Annotated in this window: 18 protein-coding genes and 1 pseudogene; 15 read left to right on the forward strand and 4 right to left on the reverse strand. The window is 65.1% G+C overall.

Features of this window, described 5'->3' with window-relative positions:
• Positions 1-124: 124 nt before the first annotated feature.
• From QCE88_RS35420 to QCE88_RS35445, 6 genes and pseudogenes are all read left to right on the forward strand, one after another.
• Positions 125-736 carry an NIPSNAP family protein gene (locus QCE88_RS35420; protein WP_309910174.1) on the forward strand — a complete coding sequence of 204 codons (612 nt, stop codon included), beginning with the start codon at positions 125-127 and terminating at the stop codon, positions 734-736.
• A 14-nt stretch (positions 737-750) separates the two neighbouring features.
• Positions 751-1,575: a TIM barrel protein gene (locus QCE88_RS35425; RefSeq protein ID WP_309910175.1), complete on the forward strand. Its 825-nt coding sequence runs from the start codon at positions 751-753 to the stop codon at positions 1,573-1,575.
• A gap of 68 nt (positions 1,576-1,643) precedes the next feature.
• Positions 1,644-2,516 (forward strand): IclR family transcriptional regulator, encoded by an 873-nt coding sequence (locus tag QCE88_RS35430; RefSeq protein WP_309910177.1) that lies wholly within the window; start codon positions 1,644-1,646, stop codon positions 2,514-2,516.
• Positions 2,517-2,603: 87 nt separating this feature from the next.
• The gene (locus QCE88_RS35435) at positions 2,604-2,801 is read left to right on the forward strand and encodes a stability determinant (protein WP_309910179.1); all 198 of its coding nucleotides are present in this window, start codon (positions 2,604-2,606) and stop codon (positions 2,799-2,801) included.
• A gap of 83 nt (positions 2,802-2,884) precedes the next feature.
• Positions 2,885-3,082: pseudogene (locus QCE88_RS35440) on the forward strand (type II toxin-antitoxin system RelE/ParE family toxin); the annotation flags it as partial.
• Between the two features lie 134 nt (positions 3,083-3,216).
• Complete coding sequence (locus QCE88_RS35445) at positions 3,217-4,707, forward strand: cytochrome P450 (protein ID WP_309910181.1); 1,491 nt, start codon at positions 3,217-3,219, stop codon at positions 4,705-4,707.
• Here QCE88_RS35445 and QCE88_RS35450 read toward each other — a convergent pair.
• Entirely contained in the window at positions 4,704-5,324 is a 621-nt protein-coding gene (locus QCE88_RS35450; RefSeq protein WP_309911016.1) for an XRE family transcriptional regulator, read from the reverse strand. The genes QCE88_RS35445 and QCE88_RS35450 overlap by 4 nt on opposite strands.
• Before the next feature lie 261 nt (positions 5,325-5,585).
• Between QCE88_RS35450 and QCE88_RS35455 the strand changes: the two genes are divergently transcribed.
• The 8 genes from QCE88_RS35455 (at position 5,586) to QCE88_RS35490 (ending at position 14,086) form a co-directional block, all read left to right on the forward strand.
• Complete coding sequence (locus tag QCE88_RS35455; RefSeq protein ID WP_309910183.1) at positions 5,586-7,085, forward strand: aldehyde dehydrogenase family protein; 1,500 nt, start codon at positions 5,586-5,588, stop codon at positions 7,083-7,085.
• The gene (locus QCE88_RS35460) at positions 7,046-8,317 is read left to right on the forward strand and encodes an NAD(P)/FAD-dependent oxidoreductase (RefSeq protein WP_409018300.1); all 1,272 of its coding nucleotides are present in this window, start codon (positions 7,046-7,048) and stop codon (positions 8,315-8,317) included. The genes QCE88_RS35455 and QCE88_RS35460 overlap by 40 nt, the downstream gene beginning before the upstream one ends.
• Positions 8,318-8,596: 279 nt before the next feature.
• On the forward strand, positions 8,597-8,797 hold the full coding sequence (locus QCE88_RS35465; RefSeq protein WP_309910185.1) for a hypothetical protein: 201 nt from the start codon (positions 8,597-8,599) through the stop codon (positions 8,795-8,797).
• A 315-nt stretch (positions 8,798-9,112) separates the two neighbouring features.
• Positions 9,113-9,502, forward strand: coding sequence for a PaaI family thioesterase (locus tag QCE88_RS35470; protein ID WP_409018273.1), 390 nt, complete (start codon positions 9,113-9,115; stop codon positions 9,500-9,502).
• A 16-nt stretch (positions 9,503-9,518) separates the two neighbouring features.
• Entirely contained in the window at positions 9,519-10,445 is a 927-nt protein-coding gene (locus tag QCE88_RS35475) for a LysR family transcriptional regulator (protein ID WP_309910187.1), read from the forward strand.
• A 121-nt stretch (positions 10,446-10,566) separates the two neighbouring features.
• A complete protein-coding gene (locus QCE88_RS35480) occupies positions 10,567-11,760 on the forward strand; it encodes a CaiB/BaiF CoA-transferase family protein (RefSeq protein WP_309910188.1) in 1,194 nt (397 codons plus the stop codon).
• Positions 11,757-12,704: a hydroxymethylglutaryl-CoA lyase gene (locus QCE88_RS35485; RefSeq protein WP_309910189.1), complete on the forward strand. Its 948-nt coding sequence runs from the start codon at positions 11,757-11,759 to the stop codon at positions 12,702-12,704. The genes QCE88_RS35480 and QCE88_RS35485 overlap by 4 nt, the downstream gene beginning before the upstream one ends.
• A gap of 32 nt (positions 12,705-12,736) precedes the next feature.
• Positions 12,737-14,086, forward strand: coding sequence for an MFS transporter (locus QCE88_RS35490; RefSeq protein WP_309910191.1), 1,350 nt, complete (start codon positions 12,737-12,739; stop codon positions 14,084-14,086).
• 931 nt (positions 14,087-15,017) lie between these two features.
• Here the strand turns inward: QCE88_RS35490 and QCE88_RS35495 are convergent.
• The gene (locus QCE88_RS35495) at positions 15,018-16,127 is read right to left on the reverse strand and encodes an acetate/propionate family kinase (protein ID WP_309910193.1); all 1,110 of its coding nucleotides are present in this window, start codon (positions 16,125-16,127) and stop codon (positions 15,018-15,020) included.
• A 4-nt stretch (positions 16,128-16,131) separates the two neighbouring features.
• Positions 16,132-18,528, reverse strand: a complete 2,397-nt coding sequence (locus QCE88_RS35500) for a phosphoketolase family protein (protein ID WP_309910194.1) — start codon at positions 18,526-18,528, stop codon at positions 16,132-16,134.
• Between the two features lie 255 nt (positions 18,529-18,783).
• Here QCE88_RS35500 and QCE88_RS35505 point away from each other — a divergent pair, with 255 nt between their 5' ends.
• Entirely contained in the window at positions 18,784-23,169 is a 4,386-nt protein-coding gene (locus QCE88_RS35505; protein ID WP_309910195.1) for a DEAD/DEAH box helicase, read from the forward strand.
• 25 nt (positions 23,170-23,194) lie between these two features.
• Here the strand turns inward: QCE88_RS35505 and QCE88_RS35510 are convergent, their stop codons facing one another.
• Positions 23,195-23,422 carry a hypothetical protein gene (locus tag QCE88_RS35510; protein ID WP_309910196.1) on the reverse strand — a complete coding sequence of 76 codons (228 nt, stop codon included), beginning with the start codon at positions 23,420-23,422 and terminating at the stop codon, positions 23,195-23,197.
• Positions 23,423-23,826: the final 404 nt, after the last annotated feature.

The following is a 23,826-nucleotide window of genomic DNA, read 5'->3' on the forward strand; positions in this document are numbered from 1 at the left end:
GCGGGCGGCCCGCGCCGCGCCCGCCCGCCGCCGCCGCGGCCCCCCCCCGGCCCGGGCCGCCCCCCGCCCGGCGCCCGCCCCCCCCCGCGCAACCACCCCATTCCACACAGGCAAGGACTTTTCAATGACTCTCTACGACACAGTGACGTTGACGGTGAAGCTCGGCGCGAACGCGCGGGTCTTCGAGCACATCCAGGCGAGCCCCGCCGCATCGGGCGTGAAGCTGCTCGGCTGCTGGTATTCCGACATCGGCGCACTGGGCCGCGTGATGGTGCTGCGCGGATTCGATTCGGAAGCGGCACTCGTGCGCGAACGGCAAAGGCTGTTGCTCGAAGGCAATCCGTTCGGCTGCGGCGAGTTCGTCACCGACGTCGAGGTGAGCAGCTACGCGCTGTTCCCGTTCCTTCCGCCGATCGAGCCCGCCGTGCATGGCGGCATCTACGAGATGCGCGTGTACGGCACGAAGCTCGCGAGCCTGCAACACACGATCGACGCGTGGCAGGGCGCGTTGCCGGAACGCACGAAGCGTTCGCCGCTGATCGGCGCCATGTACGCACTCGACGGCACGGTGCCGCGCTTTCTCAACATCTGGCCGTACGCGAGCGTCGACGAGCGTTCGCGCATTCGCGCCGAGGCGGTGGCGGACGGCATCTGGCCGCCGAAGGGCGGACCGGCCCATCTGACGACGATGGAATCGACCATCTACGTGCCGGCGCCGTTCTCGCCGCTGCGCTGAGGGGAGACGTCGCCATGTCACGACGCAAGTTGTCCCTGTCGGCCCTGACGGTGCTGGAGCTGACGCCGCCGCAGATGGTCGAGTGCGCGGCGCGCGCCGGTTACGATTTTGTCGGCCTGCGGCTTCTGCCGGCGACGGACACGGAGGTGCGCCACGAGATCGTCGGCGCGACGCGGCTCAAGCGCGAGACGCTCGCGGCGTTGCGCGACACGGGCATCGGCGTGCTCGATGCCGAGATCCTGCGCCTGAAGCCCGACACGGACGTCGCCGCGTTCGAGCCGATGCTCGCGACCGCCGCCGAGCTTGGCGCGCGCTGTGTGCTGGTCGCGGGCAACGATCCGGACGAGGCGCGTACCGCCGCGCGTCTCGCGGCGCTGTGCGATCTTGCGCAGCCCTATGGCCTGTCGCCTTCGCTTGAACCGATGCCCTGGACGGATGCGAAGGACATCGTGCAGGGCGCGCGCATCGTGCGGGCGGCGGCGCGCGCGAACACGGGCCTGATCGTCGATCCGATCCATTTCGACCGCGCCGGTTCGTCGACCGCCACGCTCGCCGATCTGCCGCGCGAATGGTTCGGCTATCTGCAATTTTGCGACGCGCCCGCCGAGCGTCCCGCAGACCTCGACACGCTGCTGTATCAGGCACGCGCGGAGCGCATGATTCCGGGCGAAGGCGGCCTCGATCTGACGGGCATCCTGCGCGCGTTGCCGGAGGGTTTGCCGCTGTCGATCGAAACGCCGATGAACCAGTGGGCCCAAACCGCCGATGCGCTCACGCGCGCCACGCGCCTGCGCGAGGCGACACTGGCCGTGGTCGAGGCGGCGTACGCAAAAGAATGACATCCGGCGGTTGAATTCCGAGGTGGAATCGTGTTCTCATTCCGCACTGGAACTTCGAGAGGCTGAAGATGGCAGGAAACCTGGAGCGGGCGTTGTCGATCATCGAGTTGCTGGCGAAAAACGGCGGGCGCATGCCGCTCGCCACCATCGCCGACACGCTCAACATTCCGCGCAGCGGCACGCACCGGCTGCTCGCGATGCTGATCGACGAAGGCTATGTCCGTCAGGATGAGGATCACGGCGAGTACATGCTGGCGCTGAAGCTGGTGTCGCTGGCGCTGGTCTATCTGTCGACGGGCGGTGTGCTGGACGTCTCCCAGCCGGTGCTCGACCGGCTCGCGGCGCAATCGGGCGAACTGGCGCGGCTGGGCGTCGTGGAGGACGACCACATTACGTTTGTCGGCAAGGCGCAGGGCGCGAAATCCGGTCTGCGCTACGACCCGGACATGGGCAGCCAGCCGCCGCTGCATTGCACGGCGAGCGGGCAGGCGTGGCTGTCGTCGCTGACCGACGAGGCCGCGCTCGAACTCGTTGCGCGGCAGGGCGGGCTCGGCAAGCCGGGTGCGGGCGGGCCGAAGGCGCCGAAAGGCATCCAGGAGTTTCTTGCCGGCTTGCAGGCGGCCCGCGAACGTGGCTACGGCATCGCGAGCGAGACCTACGAGGCGGGCATGACGTCGATGGCCGCGCCGATCCATCATCCGGTGACGGGCGTGGTGGTGGGCGTCGTGAGTCTGGCGGGGCCAACCAGCCGCCTGCCCGATGCCCGCCTGGAGGCGCTCGCGCCCGCGTTGCTCGAAGCGGCTTCGGACATGGGCGCGGCGACCTTGAGTTCGCCTTATTTCAAGCGCTCGGCGGGGAAGGTGGACGTGGCTTCGGATGCGGCGTCAGCGCCGGCTTTGGCCGCAGGCGGCAAGGGCAGAACGAAGTCGAAGGCCGGGTAAGCGGCGGTGCGCGCTGGCCGAATGGCCGAGGCGACGTGCCGCGCAGCCCTGCGATATCATGAATTCATCATGAAACGAGAACCGCAAATGACTACTCCGCTCGATCCCATCGTGTCCGAGTTCGCCACCGTCGAAGAAGCCGAAGCCTATGACAAGTGGTTTCGGGAGAAGGTGAGACGGTCCATGGCGGATACTCGGCCGCGCATTCCGCACGACGAAGCCATGGCGCGGATTCGTGCCAAGCTGGACGCGAAGATCAAAGAAAAGGAAAGGTCTGGATCCTGATGCTGCCGATTCGCTGGACGGTTCAGGCATTGGATGACCTCGACCAACTCACGGACTACATTGCTGAATAGAACCCTTGGGCAGCGAAGACGATGTTCGAGGTGATCGAAACCGCTGTGATTCCTGCTGCAGTGTCTCCTTACCTGTTTCGAACCGGCCGCGAGCCGGGGACACGCGAGATCGTTGCGCATCCGAATTATCTGGTCGTTTATCGTGTCATGGATGGGGTGATCGAAGTGGTCAACGTGATCCACGCGCGACAACGCTATCCGCGTGAGTGAAAGTGAACCGCGGGGGCGGCTTGCGGGCGTAGGTGGACTCTGGCGAAGCGCTGCATGAGTCGGCGCCTCGCATGACTCTGTTCTGAAATTGCTCCCGCACCTCCTGCCCGGATCCAGCCTTCGCGAGGCCGATCATGCACGCAGCGCCCGTTACGCCGTCCTTGCGCGAAGTCGATGACCTGCCGTCGCCGCGCGGCCTTCCCCTGCTGGGCAATCTGCATCAGTTGCCGCCGGCCACGCACCATCTGACGCTCGAACGCTGGGCCGCCGAACTGGGCACGCCCTATGTCTTCCGCTTCGGCACCACACGCGTGACGGTCTGGGACGACATCGAGTTGTCCCATACGGTGCTGCGTGAACGTCCGTATCGCTACCGGCGCTATGCGCCCATCGAGAGAATCCTGAAGGAGTTCGGCTGTAACGGGCTGTTCTCGATCGAAGGCGATGCCTGGGAGTCGCAACGCCGCCTCGTCATGCAGGCGCTGTCCATTCCGCACATCAAGGCGTTCTATCCGACGCTGGCTGCCATCACCGAGCGTCTGCGGCGCCGCTGGGAAGCCGCGGCGCGCGCGGGCGCGGTGGTCGACATGCTCGACGACCTGAAGCGTTTCACCGTCGATGTCACGAGCGCGCTCGCACTCGGCGACGACCCGAACACGCTGGAGGACGAACGCGAGCTGATCCAGGAGCAACTGGCCATGCTGCTGCCGACGCTGATGGCGCGCGTCAATTCGCCGTTCGCATGGTGGCATTACGTGAAGCTCCCGCGCGACCGCCAGTTCGACGCCGCGATGATCGACGTGCATCGCCATATCCGGGCATTGATGGCGCGCACGCGTGCGCGCATGCGCGAGGAAGCCCGCGCGGAAGCCTGCGAGATGCCGTTCATGGATCTCGACGTCGAACCGCGCAACCTGCTCGAAGCGATGCTCGCGCTGCGCGATGTGCCCGGCTCCGGCATTACCGACGACGAAGTCGCCGCCAACGTGCTGACCATGCTCGTGGCGGGCGAGGAGACGACCGCGACGAGCATCGCCTGGGCGCTGCTGTTCCTGGGCGCGGACGAAGCCTTGCAGGAGCGCGTCGCGGCGCACGCCCGCACGGTCCTCGGCGATGCCGCGGTGTGCCCGGGCTATACCGCGATGCGCACGCTCGACCTGTGCGAAGCGCTTTGCATGGAAGCGAGCCGTCTGCATCCGGTCGCCCCGTATCTTTCGCTGGAACCGATCGAAGACGTGCGGCTGCGCGGCGTGCGTCTGCCGGCCGGCACCAAGATTTTCCTGCTGCATCGTCCCGCGATGCTCGACCCCCACAACTTCGCCGATCCCGAACGCTACGATCCCGACCGCTGGCTGCATGAACACCGGCTGCAACAGCGCGCACCCGCCGACTGTCCGGCGCAGCGCGGCGCGCATGAGCCGCATGCCTACCTGCAGTTCGGCGCGGGGCCGCGGGTGTGTCCGGGACGCCATCTGGCGGCGGTCGAGATGCGGCTCGTGATCTCGATGCTCACGGCGAACTTCACCGCGCGGCTCGCGACGGACGCGTCGCGGATCCAGGAAATCTGCGCGTTCACCGTAGGGCCGAGCGCCATGCCGATGCGACTCACGTTGCGCGCGACCTAGGCGGGTAGATCGCCAGAGGGCACGCTGCCGCCTGTCGCCATCCACAGCACTTCGGCATCTTCCTCGCTCGTCGATATGGCCGCGTGGCCGGTGCGCGAATCGAAGTACATGCTGTCGCCGGCATTCAGCTGGGTGGGCGCATACAGCTCGGAATACAGGCACACGCTGCCGCTGATCACATACAGGAATTCTTCGCCTTCATGGCGGCCCCAGTCGTCGAACGCGTCGAGCGTATGCGCCGAGATGCGGATGCGGAACGGCAGCATGGCCTTGTGCGCGAGATCGGTGGCAAGCAGTTCCATCTGATAGCCGCGATACGCGTGACGTTGCCCCGCGTCGCGGCGCGTGAGCGCGCGACGCCCGCTCGCGCTGGGCGCCGGCGCCGTGCCGAACAGTGCGCCGAGATCGATGCGCAGACCGCGGACGATCTTCTGCAACACGTCGAAGGTCGGCGACATCAGCCCATTCTCGATCTTCGACAGCGCCGAACGCGACACGCCGCACACGCGGCTTGCGGTTTCGAGCGTCAGGTCGAGCGCGAGCCGCGCGTGCCTGACCCGCTGTCCGAGATCGGCCGGGGAGGTGTCCGGCGGGTTTTTCGTGCTGGGGCTGGCCATGGGAAGATGGGTGTCGTGGGTCGCGGAGGACATCGTTTTGTTTCCGATCATAACATCGCCATATCGCCGGACGGGCCGCGTGCGGTTGCCGGAAAGCGCTGAAAAGCATGCGTGACAACCCTGATATTGACCGCGGTTGTCGCGCGGAGCCGCAGCGCGTATAGTTTCCGAAATTGACTCAAGTTTCTGATAAGAAACAGCTGCTCCGCCGCGTCGCGCGGCAGGGTGCGAGCCGGACTTACTTTCGAAAGGACAAACATCGTGAACGCACAATCGATCCTCGCCGACCTCGGCATTGCGCACCTCGTCGCCGATGGCGACCTCGCCGTCGCTTCGCCGATCACGGGCGATGTCATCGGCCGCGTGAAGCAGCACACCGCCGCCGACGTCGACGCCGCGCTGGCCGCCGCCCGCGACGCCTTCGCCACCTGGCGCAACGTGCCCGCGCCGCGCCGCGGCGAACTGGTCCGCCTGCTCGGCAACCGGCTGCGCGAAAAGAAGGAAGCGCTCGGCCGGCTGGTGTCGCTCGAAGCGGGCAAGATTCTTCAGGAAGGGCTGGGCGAGGTGCAGGAGATGATCGACATTTGCGACTTCGCCGTCGGCCTGTCGCGTCAGCTCTATGGCCTTTCGATCGCATCGGAGCGTCCGGGTCACCGGATGGCCGAAACCTGGCATCCGATGGGCGTGTGTTCGATCATCTCGGCCTTCAATTTCCCGGTGGCGGTGTGGTCGTGGAACGCGGCGCTTGCGCTCGTGTGCGGCAACGCCGTCGTGTGGAAACCCTCGGAAAAGACGCCGCTCACGGCACTCGCCGTCGATCGCATCCTGCGCGACGCCCTCGACGAATTCGGCTCGGCGCCGGCCGGACTGGCTGCGCTGCTCATCGGCGGGCGCGAGGTCGGCACGGCGCTGGTCGCGGACAAGCGTTCCGATATCGTCAGCGCGACCGGCAGCACGGAAATGGGCCGCAAGGTCGGCGTCGCGGTGGCGCAGCGTTTCGGCCGCTCGATTCTCGAACTCGGCGGCAATAACGCGGGCATCGTCTCGCAAACCGCGAATCGTGACCTGGCGGTGCGCGGCATCCTGTTCTCGGCGGTCGGCACGGCGGGGCAGCGCTGCACGTCGCTGCGCCGGCTGTTCGTGCACGAGAGCATTTATGACGAAACCGTCGCCCGTCTGAAAGAGCTTTACGGCAAGGTGCCGGTCGGCAATCCGCTGGAGACGGGCGTGCTGATGGGGCCGCTGATCGACGTGCAGGCGTTCGCGCGCATGCAGGACGCGCTCGAGCAAGCCAAGGGCGAAGGCGGCACCGTGCATGGCGGCGAGCGCGTCGCCGTGAAGGGGCACGAGAACGGTTACTACGTGCGGCCGGCGCTGGTCGAGATGCCGTCGCAGACGGAAGTCGTGCTGAAGGAAACCTTCGCGCCGATTCTCTATGTGATGCGCTACAGCGATTTCGATGAAGCCATCGCCGCCAACAACGCGGCCGCGCATGGCCTTTCGTCGTGCACCTTCACGACCGACCTGCGCGAAGCCGAGCGCTTCCTGTCGGCCTCGGGCAGCGATTGCGGCATCGCCAACGTGAACATCGGACCGAGCGGCGCGGAGATCGGCGGCGCGTTCGGCGGCGAAAAGGAAACCGGTGGCGGACGCGAATCCGGCTCCGATGCGTGGAAGGGCTACATGCGCCGCGCGACCAATACGATCAACTACTCGTCGGAATTGCCGCTGGCGCAGGGCATCGACTTCAACCTGGGCTGAGCGCGCGGCGGCTTCGGCTTCGGCATCTGAATCGGCAGCGGCATTCATACGGAGGCGGCGTGGCTTCTCAAGTGGTGATCGTGGGTGGCGGCGTGATCGGCAGTTCGGTCGCGTATTTTCTGCGGGCGGCGGACCCGACCGTGCAGGTCACGGTGATCGAGCGCGATCCGACTTACGCGCGCTCGTCGTCGGCGCTGTCGGCGGCGTCGATCCGCCAGCAGTTCTCGACGCCGCTCTCGGTGCGCATGTCGCTCTATGGCATCGAGTTCCTGCGCTCGATCGGCGAGCGGCTGGAAGTGAATGGCGAACGGCCGTCGATCGATCTGCATGAAGGCGGCTATCTGTTTCTCGCGACGGCGCCCGGGGCCGCGACGCTGCGCGAAAATCACGCGCTGCAACGCGAACTCGGCGCGGACATCAGCCTGCTCGATGCCGCGCAACTCGCTGTGCGCTTTCCCTGGCTCAATACGGAAGATCTGGCGGCGGGCGCGTACGGCGAGAGCGGCGAAGGCTGGTTCGACGGCTACGGCCTCGTGCAGGCCTTGCGGCGCAAGGCGCAGGCGCTCGGGGCGCGCTACGTGGCAAGCGAGGCGACGGGCATCCGGCGTGACGGCGGGCGCGCGACGGCCGTGCAGGCGGCGAACGGCGAAACCTATGCGTGCGACGTGCTCGTGAACGCCGCGGGCGCATGGGCGCGGCCGGTGGCGACGATGCTGGGCATCGACCTGCCGGTGCATGCGCGGCGCCGCAGCATCTTCAATGTGTCGTCCCCGGCGCGGCTCGAAGGCGCGCCGTTGCTGATCGATCCGAGCGGGGTCTACTTTCGGCCCGAAGGGCAGACGTACATATGCGGCACGTCGCCCGCCGCCGATGCCGATCCCGACGACCTGCCGCTCGACGAAGTCGATCACGCGCTCTTCGACGACGTGATCTGGCCGACGCTCGCGCATCGCGTGCCGGGCTTCGAGGCGCTGCGGGTCGAGCGTTGCTGGTCCGGTTATTACGAGTACAACGTGCTCGATCAGAACGCGATCATCGGTGCGCATCCGGAGGTGGAGAATTGCTTCTTCGCCAACGGTTTCAGCGGGCACGGATTGCAGCAGGGTCCGGCGACGGGTCGCGGCGTCAGTGAAATGATTCTGCACGGGCGCTATGAAACGCTGGATTTGTCGCCGCTCGACTGGACGCGCGTGCTGGAAGGCAGGCCGATCGTGGAAAAGAATGTGGTGTAACTAATAGAAGAGTGCAGTGCGGAACGGGGAGCGCGATAAACCACCGCTTTCGCACTGATCCGATTCGACAATGCCCGGCTTCGACCGGGCATTTTTTTCGCTACCTAAAACGATAGGCGGATTGAAACGATTCCGCATGCGCTACGTGCAGACATTCTCTTGAGTCTTGCTTCGTTTTTCGGCCGCGTCCATTAATGAAATCCACTAGGGCCAGCCGCTTCATGGAGGCGCATTCTGGAACCATCAATCTTATCGAGTGCATCGACCGAAAGGAGACTCATGATGGATGCCAATACGAGCACACACTACTACGCCTGGATCGAAGACGGCGAACTGCCCCCGGATACGAGCGTGACCGTGTCGCACCGCTCCAGCCAGGTATCGGCGGCGCCGGATTATGTCGCGGAAATCTGTGGACGTTTCGCCAGTGAGAAATCGGAGGAAGAACAGAAATCCTGCGTCATTCGCGGATATAACTGAGCGCAACTTGGCAATGTGTTGCGCGCGCGGCACGGTGTGTCACCAGGCATTTTAAGCGTAACAAATTATGTCATTTCAATTCATGATCCGGTTTCATGAGTTGTGTGAAGCCGGCGAATAAGCGGCGGAGTCAGACGAGCGTCTTCGCTCTCAAAATCCCGGTTTTCAAGCTTGCAGATTTTGCTAATCGGCAGTGTTTTACGCGTTCCAATCCCGGCCGCACCGAACCCGCTTCTGGCGGGTTTTTTTGTGCCGTGCGGCAATGCGAGGCTAGCGATGGCACAATCGCACGCATCAAAAGCGAGAAAAGGAGCAATGGTGGCGCACCTCGACCTGGACAATCCGTTTCTCGAAGCGCTGGGCGCGACGTTCAGCGAATGGCGCGCGGGTTATGCCGAATTCCTGATGCCGATACACGCCGGGCATCTGAACCGGCAACGCATTTTGCAGGGCGGCGCGATCGCCACGCTGCTCGATGCCGCATGCGGCTACGCCGGCCTCTTCACGACCGGCTCCGCACCCGTGCACGGCTTCACGCTTTCGCTGACGGTGAACTATCTGGACCGGGGCGTCGGCGACAAGGTCGTTGCCAAGGGTTTTCTGGAGCGTCAGGGACGCTCGGTGTATTTCGCGCGGGGCGAGGCGTGGGTTGATGGTCGCGTGATGATCGCGAGCGCGCAAGGCACCTTCAAATACGCTCGCTAAGCGCGCCCATCCGGCGATGGCCCTCAAGAATCTCCTTCGGCGTCTCGATCTTACGACCCTGCAACTCTTCCTCGCGGTCCATGAGGAAGGCACCCTCACGCGCGCCGCGGAACGCGAGGCGATCGCGGTCTCGGCGGCCAGCAAGCGGCTGCTCGAACTGGAACAGGCCGTCGGCGCCGTGCTGTTCGAGCGCAAGGCGCGCGGCATGGCGCTCACGCCCGCCGGCGAGACGCTGCTGCATCACGCGCGCCGCGTGTTGCGCGATGTCGAGAACATCGGCATCGAACTGGCGGAACATGCGAGCGGCGTGCGCGGTTACGTGCGCATGATGGCCAATCTCTCGGCGATCGTGGAATTTCTGCCGGAAGACCTGCGCGCGTTCCTCTCGGTGCACGACCAGATCAAGATCGACCTGGAAGAGCGTCCGAGTGGCGGCATCATCGAGGGCGTGGCGGACAGTCTCGTCGATCTCGGCATCTGTTCCGGCGACGCCGATACGCGCGGCCTCGACACCGTGCATTACCGGCACGACCGGCTCGTCATCGTGACGCCGCTTTCGCATCCGTTGACGAAGCGCGCCCGCGTGAGCTTCGCCGATACGCTCGACTTCGATCACATCGGCCTCCATTCAGCGAGTTCGATCAACATGCGCACGCATCTGGCGGCGCGCCAGGCGGGTCGCGCGTTGCGGCTGCGGATCCACGTGCCGGGCTTCGACGCCGTGTGCCGCATGGTGCAGGCGGGCATGGGTGTGGGCGTGCTGCCCTTGCACGTGTTCGAGGCGATCGGGCGGCAGCTTGGCCTGGCTGCCGTCGCGCTCGATGAGGAATGGGCCGCGCGCAGTCTCGTGATCGTCGTGCGTGACGCGGATGCGCTGTCGCCGGTCAGCCGTCTTCTGTTCGATCACTTGCGCACGATCGAAGCGTCCGGCGCGCCCGCCTAGCTTTCAAAAACCCCGCGATCGTTCGCGTTTCGCGAACGATCCTTGCCGAAATGCGGTTGGACGCCCCCGAGCGTTCGCCAATAAGCTTGTCTCCAACAATCGAAACCAGGAGACGAGCAGCATGAGCGGACCTCTTCAAGGCATCCGGGTCATCGAAATCGGCACGTTGATCGCCGCACCCTTCGCGGCGCGCATGCTCGCCGAGTTCGGCGCGGAAGTCATCAAGATCGAGACGCCCAATGGCGGCGACCCGTTGCGCAAATGGCGCAAGCTCCACGAGGGCACGTCGCTCTGGTGGTATCTGCAATCGCGCAACAAGAAGTCGGTCTGCGTGAACCTCAAGTCGCCGGACGGCGCGGAAGTCATCAAGCGTCTTGCGAAGGACGCGGACATCGTCATCGAGAACATGCGTCCCGGCGCGCTCGAAAAGCTTGGCCTCGGCTGGGACGTGCTGCACGCCATCAATCCGAAGCTGACGATGGTGCGCATCTCCGGCTACGGTCAGACCGGACCGTATCGCGACCGTCCGGGGTTCGGGGCGATTGGGGAGGCAATGGGCGGCATCCGCTACACGACCGGTGACGCGGAAGGACTGCCGGCGCGCGTCGGCGTGAGCCTCGGCGATTCGCTGGCCTCGCTGCATGGCGTGATCGGCGCCCTGATGTCGGTGTTGCGCGTCAAGACCGGACAGGGCGACGGACAGGTAGTGGACGTCTCGCTCGTCGAAAGCGTCTTCAACCTGATGGAAAGCCTGGTTCCGGAGTACGACCTGCTCGGCCATGTGCGCGAACGCAGCGGCGGTGCGCTGCCGGGCATCGCGCCGTCGAATACATATCGCACGGAAGAGGGCGGCTTTGTGGTGATCGCGGGCAATAGCGACCCGATCTACAAGCGCCTGATGCAGGTGATCGGCCGGCCCGACCTCGCCGACGATCCCGCGCTCGCCCGCAACGACGGCCGCGTTCGCCACAGCGCGATGCTCGACGAAGCCATCACGGCGTGGACCACGCATCACTCGATGGACGACGTGCTTGCCACGCTCGAGCGCGAAGAAGTGCCCGCAGGCCGCATCTATTCGGTCGCGGACATCGTCAACGACGCGCACTACCAAGCCCGCGACATGCTGCTGCACGCGAACCTGCCGGGCGGGGCGTCGGTGAAGATGCCCGGCATCGTGCCGAAGCTCTCCGAAACCCCGGGCGAAGTGCGCTGGCAAGGTCCGGCGCTGGGCGAACACACGCAAGCGGTGCTGGAATCGCTCGGCTTCGATGCCGGCGAGGTCGAACACCTGCGCGCGGAAGGAGCGGTTCAATGAATTTTGCATACAAAGAACCGCTGATTGTTCAGGAAGTCGCGCCGCGCGATGGCTTGCAGATCGAGAAGCAATGGGTCGACACGGCGGACAAGATTGCGCTGATCGATGCGCTTGCCGCATGCGGTTTCACGCGCATCGAGGCGGGTTCATTCGTGTCGCCGAAGGCGATTCCTGCGTTGCGCGACGGCGAAGCGGTGTTCAACGGCATCGTCCGCAAGGAGGGGGTGATCTATGTCGCGCTGGTGCCCAACGTGAAGGGCGCGGAGCGCGCGCTGGCGGCACGGGCGAACGAACTCAATCTCGTGATGTCGGCGAGCCAGACGCACAACCGCGCCAACATGCGCATGAGCTGCGAAGACTCGCTGGCGGGCTTTGGCGATATCGTGCGGCTCGTGCAGGGCGCCTCGGCTCCGGTCTCGCTGAACGCGACGGTCGCGACGGCGTTCGGCTGTCCGTTCGAAGGCCGTGTGGATGAAGACCGCGTGGTGTCGATTGCGCGGACCTATCGTGAGATGGGCATTGCCGGCATCACGCTCGCCGACACCACCGGCATGGCGAATCCGCGTCAGGTTGCGCGGCTCGTCGAGCGCGTGCTTGCCGAGGTCCCCGCCGCCGACCTTACGCTGCATTTCCACAATACGCGCGGGCTCGGGCTCGCCAATGTGCTCGCGGCTTACCACGCGGGCGCCCGCCGTTTCGATGCGGCGCTGGGCGGACTCGGGGGCTGTCCGTTCGCGCCCGGCGCGTCCGGCAACATCTGCACCGAAGACCTCGTGAACCTGTGCGACGAGATGGGCATTCCGTCGGGGATCGATCTTGTGCGGTTGATCGGCCTGTCGCGCACGCTCCCTGGGCTGGTCGGACACGAGGTGCCGGGGCAGGTCGCGAAGGCGGGACGCAACTGCGACGTGCATGCGGTGCCCGAATACGTACGCGCCATCTGATTCACCCCAAGACAACAATACTGGAGACAAACATGAGCGACCTGAGCGTCCACGCGGCCGACGAGCCGCATTCGCTGGCCAACACATCGGACATCATTCGCAAGGTGGCATGGCGGCTGATGCCGCTCATCATGCTGTGCTATTTCTTCGCGTTCTTCGATCGCATCAATATCAGCTTCGCGAAGTTCCAGATGCAGAGTTCGCTGGGGCTGTCCGATACCGCGTACGGTCTCGGCGCCAGTCTGTTCGTGATTGGCTACGTGATCTTCGAAGTGCCCAGCAACATGCTGCTCTACAAGGTGGGCGCGCGCCGCTGGATCGCGCGCATCATGATTTCGTGGGGCATTGCGACGGCGCTCATGGTCTTCGTGCAGACGGAATGGCAGTTCTACGGACTGCGCTTCATCATCGGCGCGATGGAGGCGGGTTTTGCGCCCGGCGTGCTGTACTACCTGACGCTATGGTTCCCGGCGAGCTATCGCGGCCGCATTACTTCGATGCTGTTTCTCGCGTCGGCATTTTCGGGCTTGTTCGGCGCGCCGCTTTCGGGACTCGTGCTTGGACATCTGAACGGCGTGGCGGGCATCGCCGGCTGGCACTGGCTGTTCCTGCTCGGCGGCATGCCGTGCGTGTTGCTCGGCATTCTCGTGTTGAAGGTGCTGAAGGATCGTATCGATGACGCCGCCTGGCTCAGCAGCGCCGAGAAGACCTGTCTGAAGAGCCAGATCTCGACGCAGAGCCAGCATACGGATACTGGCCATTCGCTGTTCGGCGCGATCAGGACGCCCGGCTTCCTGATGCTTGGACTGATCTACTTCCTGATCCAGATCGCGTCATACGGCCTCAACTTCTGGGCGCCCCACCTGATTCGCGCGGCGGGCACGCAGAACCCGACGATCATCGGCCTGCTCACGGCAGTGCCGTATATCTGCGGCGCGATCTGCATGGTGGTGGTCGGCCGCATGTCGGATCGCTCGGGCGAGCGGCGCAAGTTCGTCGCGATCCTGCTGATCATGGCGGCTGTGGGGTTCTTCGCTGCGGGCATCTTCGACAAGCAAACCGGTTTGCTGATTGCCGCGCTGGGCGTGATGGGTGCGGGCGTGATCGCATCGATCCCGGCGTTCTGGGCGCTGCCGCCGAAGCTTCTGACCGGCGCAGGCGCGGCGGGCGGTATCGCGCTGATCAATACGCTGGGGCAACTTGGCGGCATCGTAAGCCCGGTGATGGTCGGCCGCATTCGTGACACGATGGGCAGCACGACGCCCGCGCTCTATGCGATCGGTGCGATGAGCGTGTTGTGTGCGCTGTTGCTGCTGTTCGGGTTGCCGCAGTCGCTGAGGCAGCGGGATCATGCGGAAGCGGGTGAGGGTGTTCGGGGGTGAGGTCTGGAAGGCGCGTATGGGAGATTCGGTTCGGTGGGCGCCTTTCTTGTAGCGTCTAGGTTTGGATAGTGAATTTGGCGTTTTGAATGCGTTCTGCCAGATGGTGTTTCGCATGCCGCATGCAAAATGCAGCGAGACGAGCCGCGGCGACGCGCGGCGTATGAGGGATCCGCCGTGCCTTCAGACTGGGCAATGCAAGGTAGCAATGCGACTTGCTCGGTGAGTCTGGTGAAATTTCTTTCATTTGCTGTTTTGCATGCGTTCGACCAGATGGCATTTCGCATGCCGCATTCAAAATGCGGCAAGACGAGCCAGGCGCAATGGGCGGCGCATCAGTGATCCGCAGCGCCATGACACGGAGCAAGGTAAGGTCACATCACGACCTGCTCGGGGAGTCTGTTGAAGGTTCTTGCCTCTGGCGTTTTGCATGCGTTCGACCCAATGGCATTTCGCGTGCTGAATGCAAAATGCCGTGAGCCGAGCCAGAAGGGACGCGCGGTGAATGAGTGATCTGCCGCGTCATGACACGGAGCAACGCGAGATCTCATCGCGACTGCTCGACAAGCGTGTTGGACCTTCCCGCATATAGTGTTTTGCATTCATTCGGCCAAATAGCATTACGCATTCCACATGCAAGATGCCGCAGGACGAGCAAACCGCGGCTGCGCGAGACAGTGGGACAAAAAGGAGGAATGAAGCAGCGCAAGATCGCACTATGCCTCGCTCCGTCGCAATACGTCTCGCCCGGCATTCCAATCCAGGTCTCTTGCATTCAGAATTTCGAATGCCTTCGACCAAATGGCATTTCTCATGCTGCATGCAAAGTGCCACAGAGCGAGCAGTACCGAGCACAACAGAGCATATCCGGGCGAGGCAGACCGATTCAACGATGCGCATCGTATGACCTGCACGACGCAACGCAAGCGCCGCCTCACTCTCCCCCCACCATCCTCCTGCAGTGCCGCGCGATCTGCCGTTCCTCCTGAGTAGCAATCACGCGATGCGCCGCCCCCAAAAAACCGAGCCCTTCGAGCACCTGAGAACGCACCGCGTCGCTGTGCTCGCCGATCCCCCCGCTGAACACAATCAGATCGACGCCGCCCAGCAGCGCCGCATACGCGCCGATGGTCTTGCGCACCGCCGTACAGAACACATCGACGGCCAGCGACGCATCCGCATCGCCCTGCGCCCGGCGCGCAAGCAGTCCTTGCATGTCGTCATCCGATTCCGATAACGCCTTCATTCCCGCGCGTCGGTTCACCAGCGTTTCGATGCCGTCGGCGTCGAGCGAAGCATGCCGCAGCAGATGAATCAGCACACCAGGATCGAGATCGCCGCTGCGTGTAGCCATCGGAATCCCGCCAGCCGGCGTCATGCCCATCGACGTATCGACGGAGCGCCCGTCCTCCAGCGCACACAGACTGGCGCCGCTGCCGAGATGGGCGATCACCGTGCGCGCCGGCAGGTCCGCGCCAAGCACGCCGACGATGGACTCGTAAGACAGCCCATGAAACCCATAACGCACCACACCTCGTTCCGCGTATTCGCGCGGCAGCGCGAAGCGCGTTGCCCGCTCGGGCAGCGTGCGGTGAAACGCGGTGTCGAAGCAGGCGAAGTGGGGCGCATCGGCGAAGATGCGCTGTGCCTCGTCGATCAGCGCCAGCGCGGGCGGCAGGTGCAGCGGCGCGAACGGCACCGCTTCCTGCAAAGTGTGCTTCACGTCATCGGTGATGCGGCAATGCTCACGCAGCCGCGGGCCCCCATGCACGACACGATGCCCGACGCCCGCGAGCGGCACATCCAGATGCTCGGTAAGCGCGTCGGCGACGCGCTTCAGCGCATCGTGCTGCGTCTCCATCACATGATCCTGCGCAACATCGATACGGCCGTCCGACGACTTCATCGACCATGATCCGTTGTCGCGCCCGATGCCTTTCGCGCTGCCCGAGAGCCACGCATGCTCGTCGCCGTCGCGTGGGGTGAACACGCCGAACTTGAGCGACGACGATCCGCTGTTGAGCACCAGAATGCCTTCGTTCATGGCGTCAACCCTTCCAGGTCCAGTCGCGGATTTCGTCACGATCGATGCCTTCCTCATGCGCATACCGCACGCTCTCGATGATCTCGTTCCTGAGCCACTCCTTCGTATGCGCGCTGCTTTCGGCGATGCGCGGCACGCGGTCGATCACGTCGATAGCCAGCGTGAAGCGGTCCACGCCGTTGATGATCGCCAGTTCGAACGGCGTGTTGATGTTGCCGCGTTCGCGATAGCCATGCACATGCATGTTCTCGTGATTGGTGCGGTTGTAGGTGAGCTTGTGCACCAGCGTCGGATAGGAATGGAAGTTGAAGATGACCGGCTTGTCGCGCGTGAAGAGGGAGTCGAAATCGCGGTCGGAGAGACCATGCGGATGATCGGTGTCCGGCATGAGCCTGAACAGGTCGACCACGTTGACGAAACGAATCTTCAGATCGGGGCAGTTCGCCTTGAGAATCTCGACGGCGGCAAGCGCCTCCATGGTCGCGATATCGCCCGCGCATGCGACCACCACGTCGGGCTCCGTGCCCTGATCGGTCGAAGCCCAGTCCCAGATACCGATGCCTTTCGCGCAATGCACGATTGCATCCTGCATGCTCAGGTATTGCAGATGCGGCTGCTTGTCCGCGACGATCACGTTCACGTAATCATGCGTACGCAGGCAATGGTCCGCGACGCTCAAAAGACAGTTGGCGTCGGGCGGCAGATAGATGCGGACCACGCCCGGACTTTTGTTGGTGACGACATCGAGGAAACCCGGATCCTGATGCGTGAAGCCGTTGTGATCCTGACGCCACACGAGCGACGTGATGAGCAGGTTGATCGACGGTATGGGCTTGCGCCAGTCGAGTTCGTTCTTGGCTTTCTCCAGCCACTTCGCATGCTGATTGAACATCGAATCGATGACATGCACGAAGGCTTCATACGTTGCGAACAGACCGTGCCGGCCCGTCAGTACATAGCCTTCGAACCAGCCTTCCAGCGTGTGTTCCGACAGCATCTCCATCACACGGCCGTCGACGGACAGCGCGCCGCCGTCGGCATCTTCCGGCAGCGTCTCGGCGAGCCAGCGCTTGCCCGACACTTCGTACACGCCGTCGAGCTTGTTGCTCGCCGTTTCATCCGGACCGAACAGACGGAAGCTCGTCATGTTGCGGCGAATCACGTCGCGCAGGAAGGTGGCGAGCACCATCGTCGGCGATTGATACGTGTTCGCTGCCCGCTTGAATTCGAACGCGTACTCGCGAATGTCGGGCAGATCCAGCGACTGGCGCTGCAAGCCGCCGTTCGCGTGCGGATTGGCGCTGATGCGCCGCGTGCCTTCGGGCGCCAGCGCACGCAAGGATTCGATCAGCCGGCCATCTTCATCGAACAGTTCTTCGGGCTTGTAACTGCGCAGCCATTCTTCCAGCAAGGCAAGATTGCGATGGTTGCTCGCCGGATCCGCAATAGGCACCTGATGCGAGCGCCAGAAGTCCTCCACCTTGTGCCCATTCACTTCCTTCGGCCCGGTCCAGCCTTTCGGCGTGCGCAGCACGATCATCGGCCAGCGTGGCCGCGTCACATTGCCGGGATTCGCGCGTGCGTTTGCCTGGATGGCGCGGATATCGGCGATGCAACGTTCAAGCGTCGCCGCCATGCGTTGATGCATCTTTTCGGGCTCGTGCCCTTCGACAAAATGCGGCTCGTAGCCATAGCCCTTGAACAGCGCGGCGAGTTCCTCATGCGGAATGCGCGCAAGGATCGTTGGATTGGCGATCTTGTAGCCGTTGAGATGCAGGATCGGCAGGACGGCGCCGTCGGTGGCCGGATTGAGGAACTTGTTCGAGTGCCAGGACGTGGCGAGCGGGCCGGTTTCCGCCTCGCCGTCACCCACCACGGTGGCGACGATCAGATCCGGATTGTCGAAGGCGGCGCCGAACGAATGCGACAGGCTATAGCCCAGCTCGCCGCCTTCATGAATCGATCCCGGTGTTTCCGGCGTGCAGTGCGAGCCAATGCCGCCCGGCGACGAAAACGCGCGAAACAATTTCAGCATGCCGCGTTCGTCGGTGCTGCGATCGGGATAGATTTCCGAATAGTGGCCTTCCAGGTACGAATTCGACAGCGTCGCGGGCGCGCCATGACCCGGGCCCGACACGAACAGAACGTTGAGATCGTCGCGTTTGATCAGGCGATTCAGATGCACCCACACGAATGATTGTCCCGGGTCCGAGCCCCAGTGCCCGAGCAGACGTCGCTTGATGTGCTCCGGTTGCAGGCGCTCGCGCAGCAGCGGATTGGCGCGCAAATAGATCATGCCGACCGAAAGATAATTGCAGGCCCGCCAGTACGCGTCGATTTGTGCGAGGAGATCGGGGGCAAGAGGCGTCTCGAGGGCAGTCGGGGTGACGTCGTCGTTCAATGGCTTCTCCTTGCAGGTGGGATGAGTGGTGAACGTCGTGCGTGCGGCGTGGCGCAAGATCGGGTCCCGCGCATGGCTTCATGATCGGACGCGTTCGTGGCGCTGGTTTGACGAGCAAGTATCGGCAGACATCATAGAGCGGTACGCGCAATCGGACAGCGAAGGCGACAATCCACCGCGGGGCTTGTCTTACGCCCGCGAGCACGCATATTCAACGCTCCCGCGCCGTTTCGAAAGCGCCCCTAGAATAGCTGGATGCCCCGACAATCTCCTCCCGCGGACGACGCCCTGCAAGGCTTTCATCCTGCCGTCGCCGGCTGGTTCCGCGCACGCTTCGCCGCGCCGACGCCCGCCCAGGCGCGTGCCTGGCCGCTCGTGCAGGCGCGCCGTTCGACGCTCGTTGCCGCGCCCACCGGCTCGGGCAAGACGCTCACCGCATTCCTGGCCGCGCTCGATGAACTCGTGCGCGACGGCATCGCCGCCGGCGGCGTGTTGCCGGACGAGACACGCGTTCTCTATGTGTCGCCGCTGAAGGCGCTGTCCAATGACATTCGCGTGAATCTGGAAGAGCCGCTCACGGGTATCGCGCAAGCCTTGCTCGAATCCGGCGCGGCGGCGCCCGAGATTCGGGCCGCCGTGCGCACGGGCGACACGACGCAACAGGAGCGCAATGCGGTCAGGAAGCGGCCGCCGCATATTCTCGTCACCACGCCCGAATCGCTTTACGTCCTGCTTTCGTCGGATTCGGGCCGCGCGATGTTGTCCACCACGCGCACCGTGATCGTCGATGAAATCCACGCCGTGGCGGGCAGCAAGCGCGGCTCGCATCTGAGCCTGTCGCTTGCGCGACTCGATGCGCTGTGCGAGGAGGCGGGCCGGCAGCGGCCCGTGCGTATCGGTCTCTCGGCAACGCAGAAGCCCATCGAACGCGTGGCACGGTTTCTCGTCGGTGGAAACGAGGCGTGTGAGATCGTCGATGTCGGCCATGTTCGCGCACGTGATCTCGCGCTCGATCTCCCGCCGATGCCGCTCGAAGCCATCATGTCCAACGACATGTGGGAGCGCGTCTACGACCGCCTCGCGGATCTCTCGGCGCAACATCGCACGACGCTCGTCTTCGTCAATACGCGGCGCATGGCGGAGCGCGCGGCGCGTCATCTCACCGAGCGCCTCGGCAAGGACGCCGTCGCGGCGCATCACGGCAGCCTCGCACGCGAGCAGCGGCTGGCCGCCGAACAGCGCCTCAAGCGCGGCGAGTTGCGCGTGCTGATAGCAACGGCGTCGCTGGAACTGGGCATCGATATTGGCGATGTCGATCTCGTCTGCCAGCTCGGTTCACCGGGGTCGATTGGAGCGTTCCTGCAGCGCGTGGGGCGCTCGGGGCATCACGTGGGCGGCATGCCGAAAGGGCGGCTGTTCCCGACTTCGCGCGACGACCTGATCGAATGCGCCGCTTTGCTCGATTGCGTGCGGCGCGGCGAACTCGATGCGCTGAAGATCCCGCCCGCGCCCCTCGACGTGCTCGCGCAGCAGATCACCGCCGAAGTCTCGTGCCGCGAATGGAGCGAGGACGCGTTATACGAGCGCATCACGCAGGCGTTTCCGTATGCCGACCTGAAACGCAGCCGCTATGACGCCGTGCTGCGTACCCTCGCCGAAGGCTATACGGGACGTCAGGGCGTGCGCGCGGCCTATGTGCATCGCGACGCGGTGAGCCGGACGTTGCGCGGACGGCGCGGCGGCAAGCTGACCGCCGTGACCTCGGGTGGCGCGATCCCTGACAACGCCGATTTCGCGGTGCTGCTGGAGCCGCAAGGTTTGCAGATCGGCACTGTGAACGAAGACTTTGCCGTTGAAAGTCTCGCGGGCGATGTCTTTCAGCTCGGCAACACGTCGTATCGGATCGTGCGCGTGGAAGGCGGGCGGGTGCGCGTGGAGAACGCCAACGGGCAGCCGCCCAATATTCCGTTCTGGCTCGGCGAAGCGCCCGGGCGCAGTGACGAACTGTCCCATGCGATCGCACGCATGCGCGCCGGTATCGATACGCGACTGGCGCGGGACGACGGCATCGACTCGGTCATCGCGTGGCTGGCGGAGGAGAGCGGCATCGACCGCGAGGCGGCGCGGCAGATCGTCGATTATCTGGCGCGTTCGCGTGCCGCGCTCACCGTCTTGCCGACACAGGAGACGCTCGTCATGGAGCGCTTCTTCGATGAATCCGGCGGCACACAGCTCGTGATCCACGCACCTTTCGGCAGTCGCGTGAATCGCGCGTGGGGCCTCGCGCTGCGCAAGCGCTTCTGCCGCACTTTCAATTTTGAATTGCAGGCTGCGGCGACCGAGGACGCCATCGTGCTCTCGCTGACGGGCAGCCACAGCTTCGCACTCGATGACGTGTGGCGCTATCTGAAGTCGAACACGGCCGAGCACGTGCTGATTCAGGCGCTGCTCGATGCACCGCTGTTTGGCGTGCGCTGGCGCTGGAACGCGACCAACGCCCTCGCGCTGCCGCGTTATGCGGGCGGCCGCAAAGTGGCGCCGCAATTGCAGCGCATGAAAAGCGAGGACCTGCTGGCGGCGGTGTTCCCGGACCAGGTGGCGTGCGCAGAAAACCTCGCAGGCGAACGCGAGGTGCCCGCGCATCCGCTGGTCGAGCAGACGCTCGACGACTGCCTGCACGACGCCATGGACAGCGATGCGTGGCTCGCGCTGCTCGGGCGCATCGAGAGCGGCGCCGTGCGGCTGGTGACGCGCGAATTGCCGGCGCCGTCGCCGCTCGCGGCCGAGATCCTGTCGGCCAAGCCCTATGCGTTCCTCGACGACGCGCCGCTCGAAGAGCGCCGCACGCAGGCGGTGCTGGCGCGTCGCTGGACCGATCCGCACTTGGTGGACGACCTCGGCGCGCTCGATCCCGAAGCCATCGACAGCGTGCGCGCCGAAGCCTGGCCCGATGTCACCAGCGCGGACGAAATGCACGAGGCGCTGACGACGCTCGCCTGCATCGCCGAGCGCGAAGCCCAGCGCCACGCGCAATGGTCCGCGTGGCTCGAGACGCTGGCGCGCGGCGGCCGGGCGACGCGGCTGCAGGTTGCGGAACACGACGCGCTGTGGACGCCGGTCGAGCGGCTGGCGTGCCTGCGCGCGGTCTATGAGCACGCGCCGATGCAGCCGCCGTTGCAGCCGCCCTCCGGGTTCGACGAGGCCTGGACCGCCGACGACGCGCTCGTCGAGATCGTGCGGGCGCGCCTGTCCGGTTGCGGGCCGCTGACGGTGCCGGAGATTGCGCGGCCGCTTGCATTGCCGGCCTCGGCGATTGCGCTGGCGCTGACACGGCTCGAGGCGCAGGGCTATGTCATGCGCGGGCGCTTCACGCCAGGCGCGCAGACCGAGGAATGGTGCGAGCGGCATCTGCTCGCGCGGATTCATCGCTATACCGTGCGGCGGTTGCGGCGCGAGATCGAGCCGGTCGAGCGGCAGGACTTCATGCGTTTTCTGTTCGAATGGCAGCGCGTCGGGGCGGATGCGCGCGGTGCGGGGCGTGAGGCGCTCGGCGCCGTGCTGGAACAACTGGAAGGTTTCGAGGCGCCGGCGGTTGCGTGGGAAGACGAGATCTTGCCGGCCCGCATCGGCGATTATTCGGGACTCTGGCTCGACGAACTCTGCCGCGCCGGCAAGCTCGTCTGGACGCGTCCAGCGGGACGCGCGCGCGCAACGGGCGGCCCGGTGCGCGGCACGCCCATCGTGCTGCTGCCGCGCCGTCATCTCGACGCATGGAACGCGCTCTTGTCCGCCGACGAAGCGCCGCAGATGTCGTCGCGCGCGCAGCGGGTGTTCGAAGCGTTGAGCACGCACGGCGCCATGTTCTTCGATGAACTCCTCGCCGACGCGCGTCTCCTTCGCACCGAGCTCGAAGATGCGCTCGGCGAACTCGTGTCGCTCGGGCTCGTCAATGCCGACAGCTTCGCCGGTCTGCGCGCGCTGCTCGCGCCCGCGGCGAAGCGCAACGCCTTTGCACGGCGTCCGCGGCGTGGCGGGCTGTTCATCGGCGGAATGGACGACGCCGGGCGCTGGGCACTGCTGCGTCGCGCCCGCGATGAAGGCGAACGCGATGACGGCGCGCTCGAACACGTCGCGCTCACCTTGCTGCGGCGCTATGGCGTCGTGTTCTGGCGCTTGCTCGAACGCGAAGCCGGATGGCTGCCGCCCTGGCGGGATCTGCTGCGCATCTATCACCGGCTGGAGGCGCGTGGCGAGATTCGCGGCGGACGCTTCGTCGCCGGTCTGGCGGGCGAGCAGTTCGCGCTGCCGGAGGCCGTGCCCTTGTTGCGCGACATGCGCCGCCGCGCGCGGGAAGGGGCATTCGTCGCGCTGTCGGCGGTGGATCCGCTCAATCTGGTCGGTACGCTTTTGCCGGGCGACAAGGTGCCGGCGCTCGCGGGCAATCGGGTGCTGTATCTCGATGGCGTGCCGGTGGGCGCGGTGATCGCGAGCAAGACGCGCTATCTCGGCGAGTTCGATCCCGCGACGCGCGAGCAGGTGCGCCTCGCGCTGGTGAAGCGCACGGCGCGTTCACTCGCGCTGTCGGCGAGCGCACCGGGCGGCGGTCTGACGGGCGGGACGCTGCCGGCGCGCCAGGGATGATGCGTCGTCCGCGCCCGTTGCGGCGTCAGTCTGCCTTCTTGCCGACGATCTTCGTCGTGAATGGGCCGGGCGGCTGCACCGGCACGTCTTTCACCGGCACGCCCGGATAGTCGACGACGCGATTCGGGTTCGCCGCGGTGCGGATGCGGAACGATGGTTTGAGCCCGTTTCGCGCGCCGCCGACGATCGTATGCATCGCCTGCCGGTCGAGTTCGACGCTGTCGGGGAGATCCCTGATTTTGATGACGGCCATGGTGAGTTCCTCCAGAGGTTCGTGAGCCGGTGCGCCGGATTTCAGCCGGGTTGATTTCGAGCGTAGCGCTGCTTGGCTCTTTGAGTGCAAAACACAAAAAACGCGCCAGCGCCTGCGGGGCCGAAGGTCTGAACCTTCCGCCCTGACTGACGGCGCGTGATCGCTCGCGCCGAATCATGCGAAACGCGTGCCAGAGACCGCGTGATCCGTGCGTCAGAGGGTCCGAGGCCCACGCGGCGGGCATTCCATGCGCGTTTGAACGCGCAGCAGCCGACGTTTGGCGATGCACTTGGCGTCGTCAAGCCAACACATGCACAAAATGTGTCGGTATCCGAACGACATGTGCGCGATGCCGCGCAGAATCCAAAACGTCATTTGCTTAAGGCGCATGCGAAGTCTAGTAT

The sequence above is a fragment of the Caballeronia sp. LZ035 genome (assembly GCF_031451175.1).
Taxonomy (GTDB): Bacteria; Pseudomonadota; Gammaproteobacteria; order Burkholderiales; family Burkholderiaceae; genus Caballeronia.

Coding starts and splice junctions, on each gene's coding strand:
- QCE88_RS35435 (WP_309910179.1), top strand. CDS start 2,604: ATGACTACTCCGCTCGATCCCATCGTGTCCGAGTTCGCCACCGTCGAA.
- QCE88_RS35445 (WP_309910181.1), top strand. CDS start 3,217: ATGCACGCAGCGCCCGTTACGCCGTCCTTGCGCGAAGTCGATGACCTG.
- QCE88_RS35485 (WP_309910189.1), top strand. CDS start 11,757: ATGAATTTTGCATACAAAGAACCGCTGATTGTTCAGGAAGTCGCGCCG.
- QCE88_RS35510 (WP_309910196.1), bottom strand. CDS start 23,422: ATGGCCGTCATCAAAATCAGGGATCTCCCCGACAGCGTCGAACTCGAC.
- QCE88_RS35450 (WP_309911016.1), bottom strand. CDS start 5,324: ATGGCCAGCCCCAGCACGAAAAACCCGCCGGACACCTCCCCGGCCGAT.
- QCE88_RS35430 (WP_309910177.1), top strand. CDS start 1,644: ATGGCAGGAAACCTGGAGCGGGCGTTGTCGATCATCGAGTTGCTGGCG.
- QCE88_RS35490 (WP_309910191.1), top strand. CDS start 12,737: ATGAGCGACCTGAGCGTCCACGCGGCCGACGAGCCGCATTCGCTGGCC.
- QCE88_RS35480 (WP_309910188.1), top strand. CDS start 10,567: ATGAGCGGACCTCTTCAAGGCATCCGGGTCATCGAAATCGGCACGTTG.
- QCE88_RS35420 (WP_309910174.1), top strand. CDS start 125: ATGACTCTCTACGACACAGTGACGTTGACGGTGAAGCTCGGCGCGAAC.
- QCE88_RS35475 (WP_309910187.1), top strand. CDS start 9,519: ATGGCCCTCAAGAATCTCCTTCGGCGTCTCGATCTTACGACCCTGCAA.
- QCE88_RS35470 (WP_409018273.1), top strand. CDS start 9,113: ATGGTGGCGCACCTCGACCTGGACAATCCGTTTCTCGAAGCGCTGGGC.
- QCE88_RS35505 (WP_309910195.1), top strand. CDS start 18,784: ATGCCCCGACAATCTCCTCCCGCGGACGACGCCCTGCAAGGCTTTCAT.
- QCE88_RS35425 (WP_309910175.1), top strand. CDS start 751: ATGTCACGACGCAAGTTGTCCCTGTCGGCCCTGACGGTGCTGGAGCTG.
- QCE88_RS35495 (WP_309910193.1), bottom strand. CDS start 16,127: ATGAACGAAGGCATTCTGGTGCTCAACAGCGGATCGTCGTCGCTCAAG.
- QCE88_RS35465 (WP_309910185.1), top strand. CDS start 8,597: ATGATGGATGCCAATACGAGCACACACTACTACGCCTGGATCGAAGAC.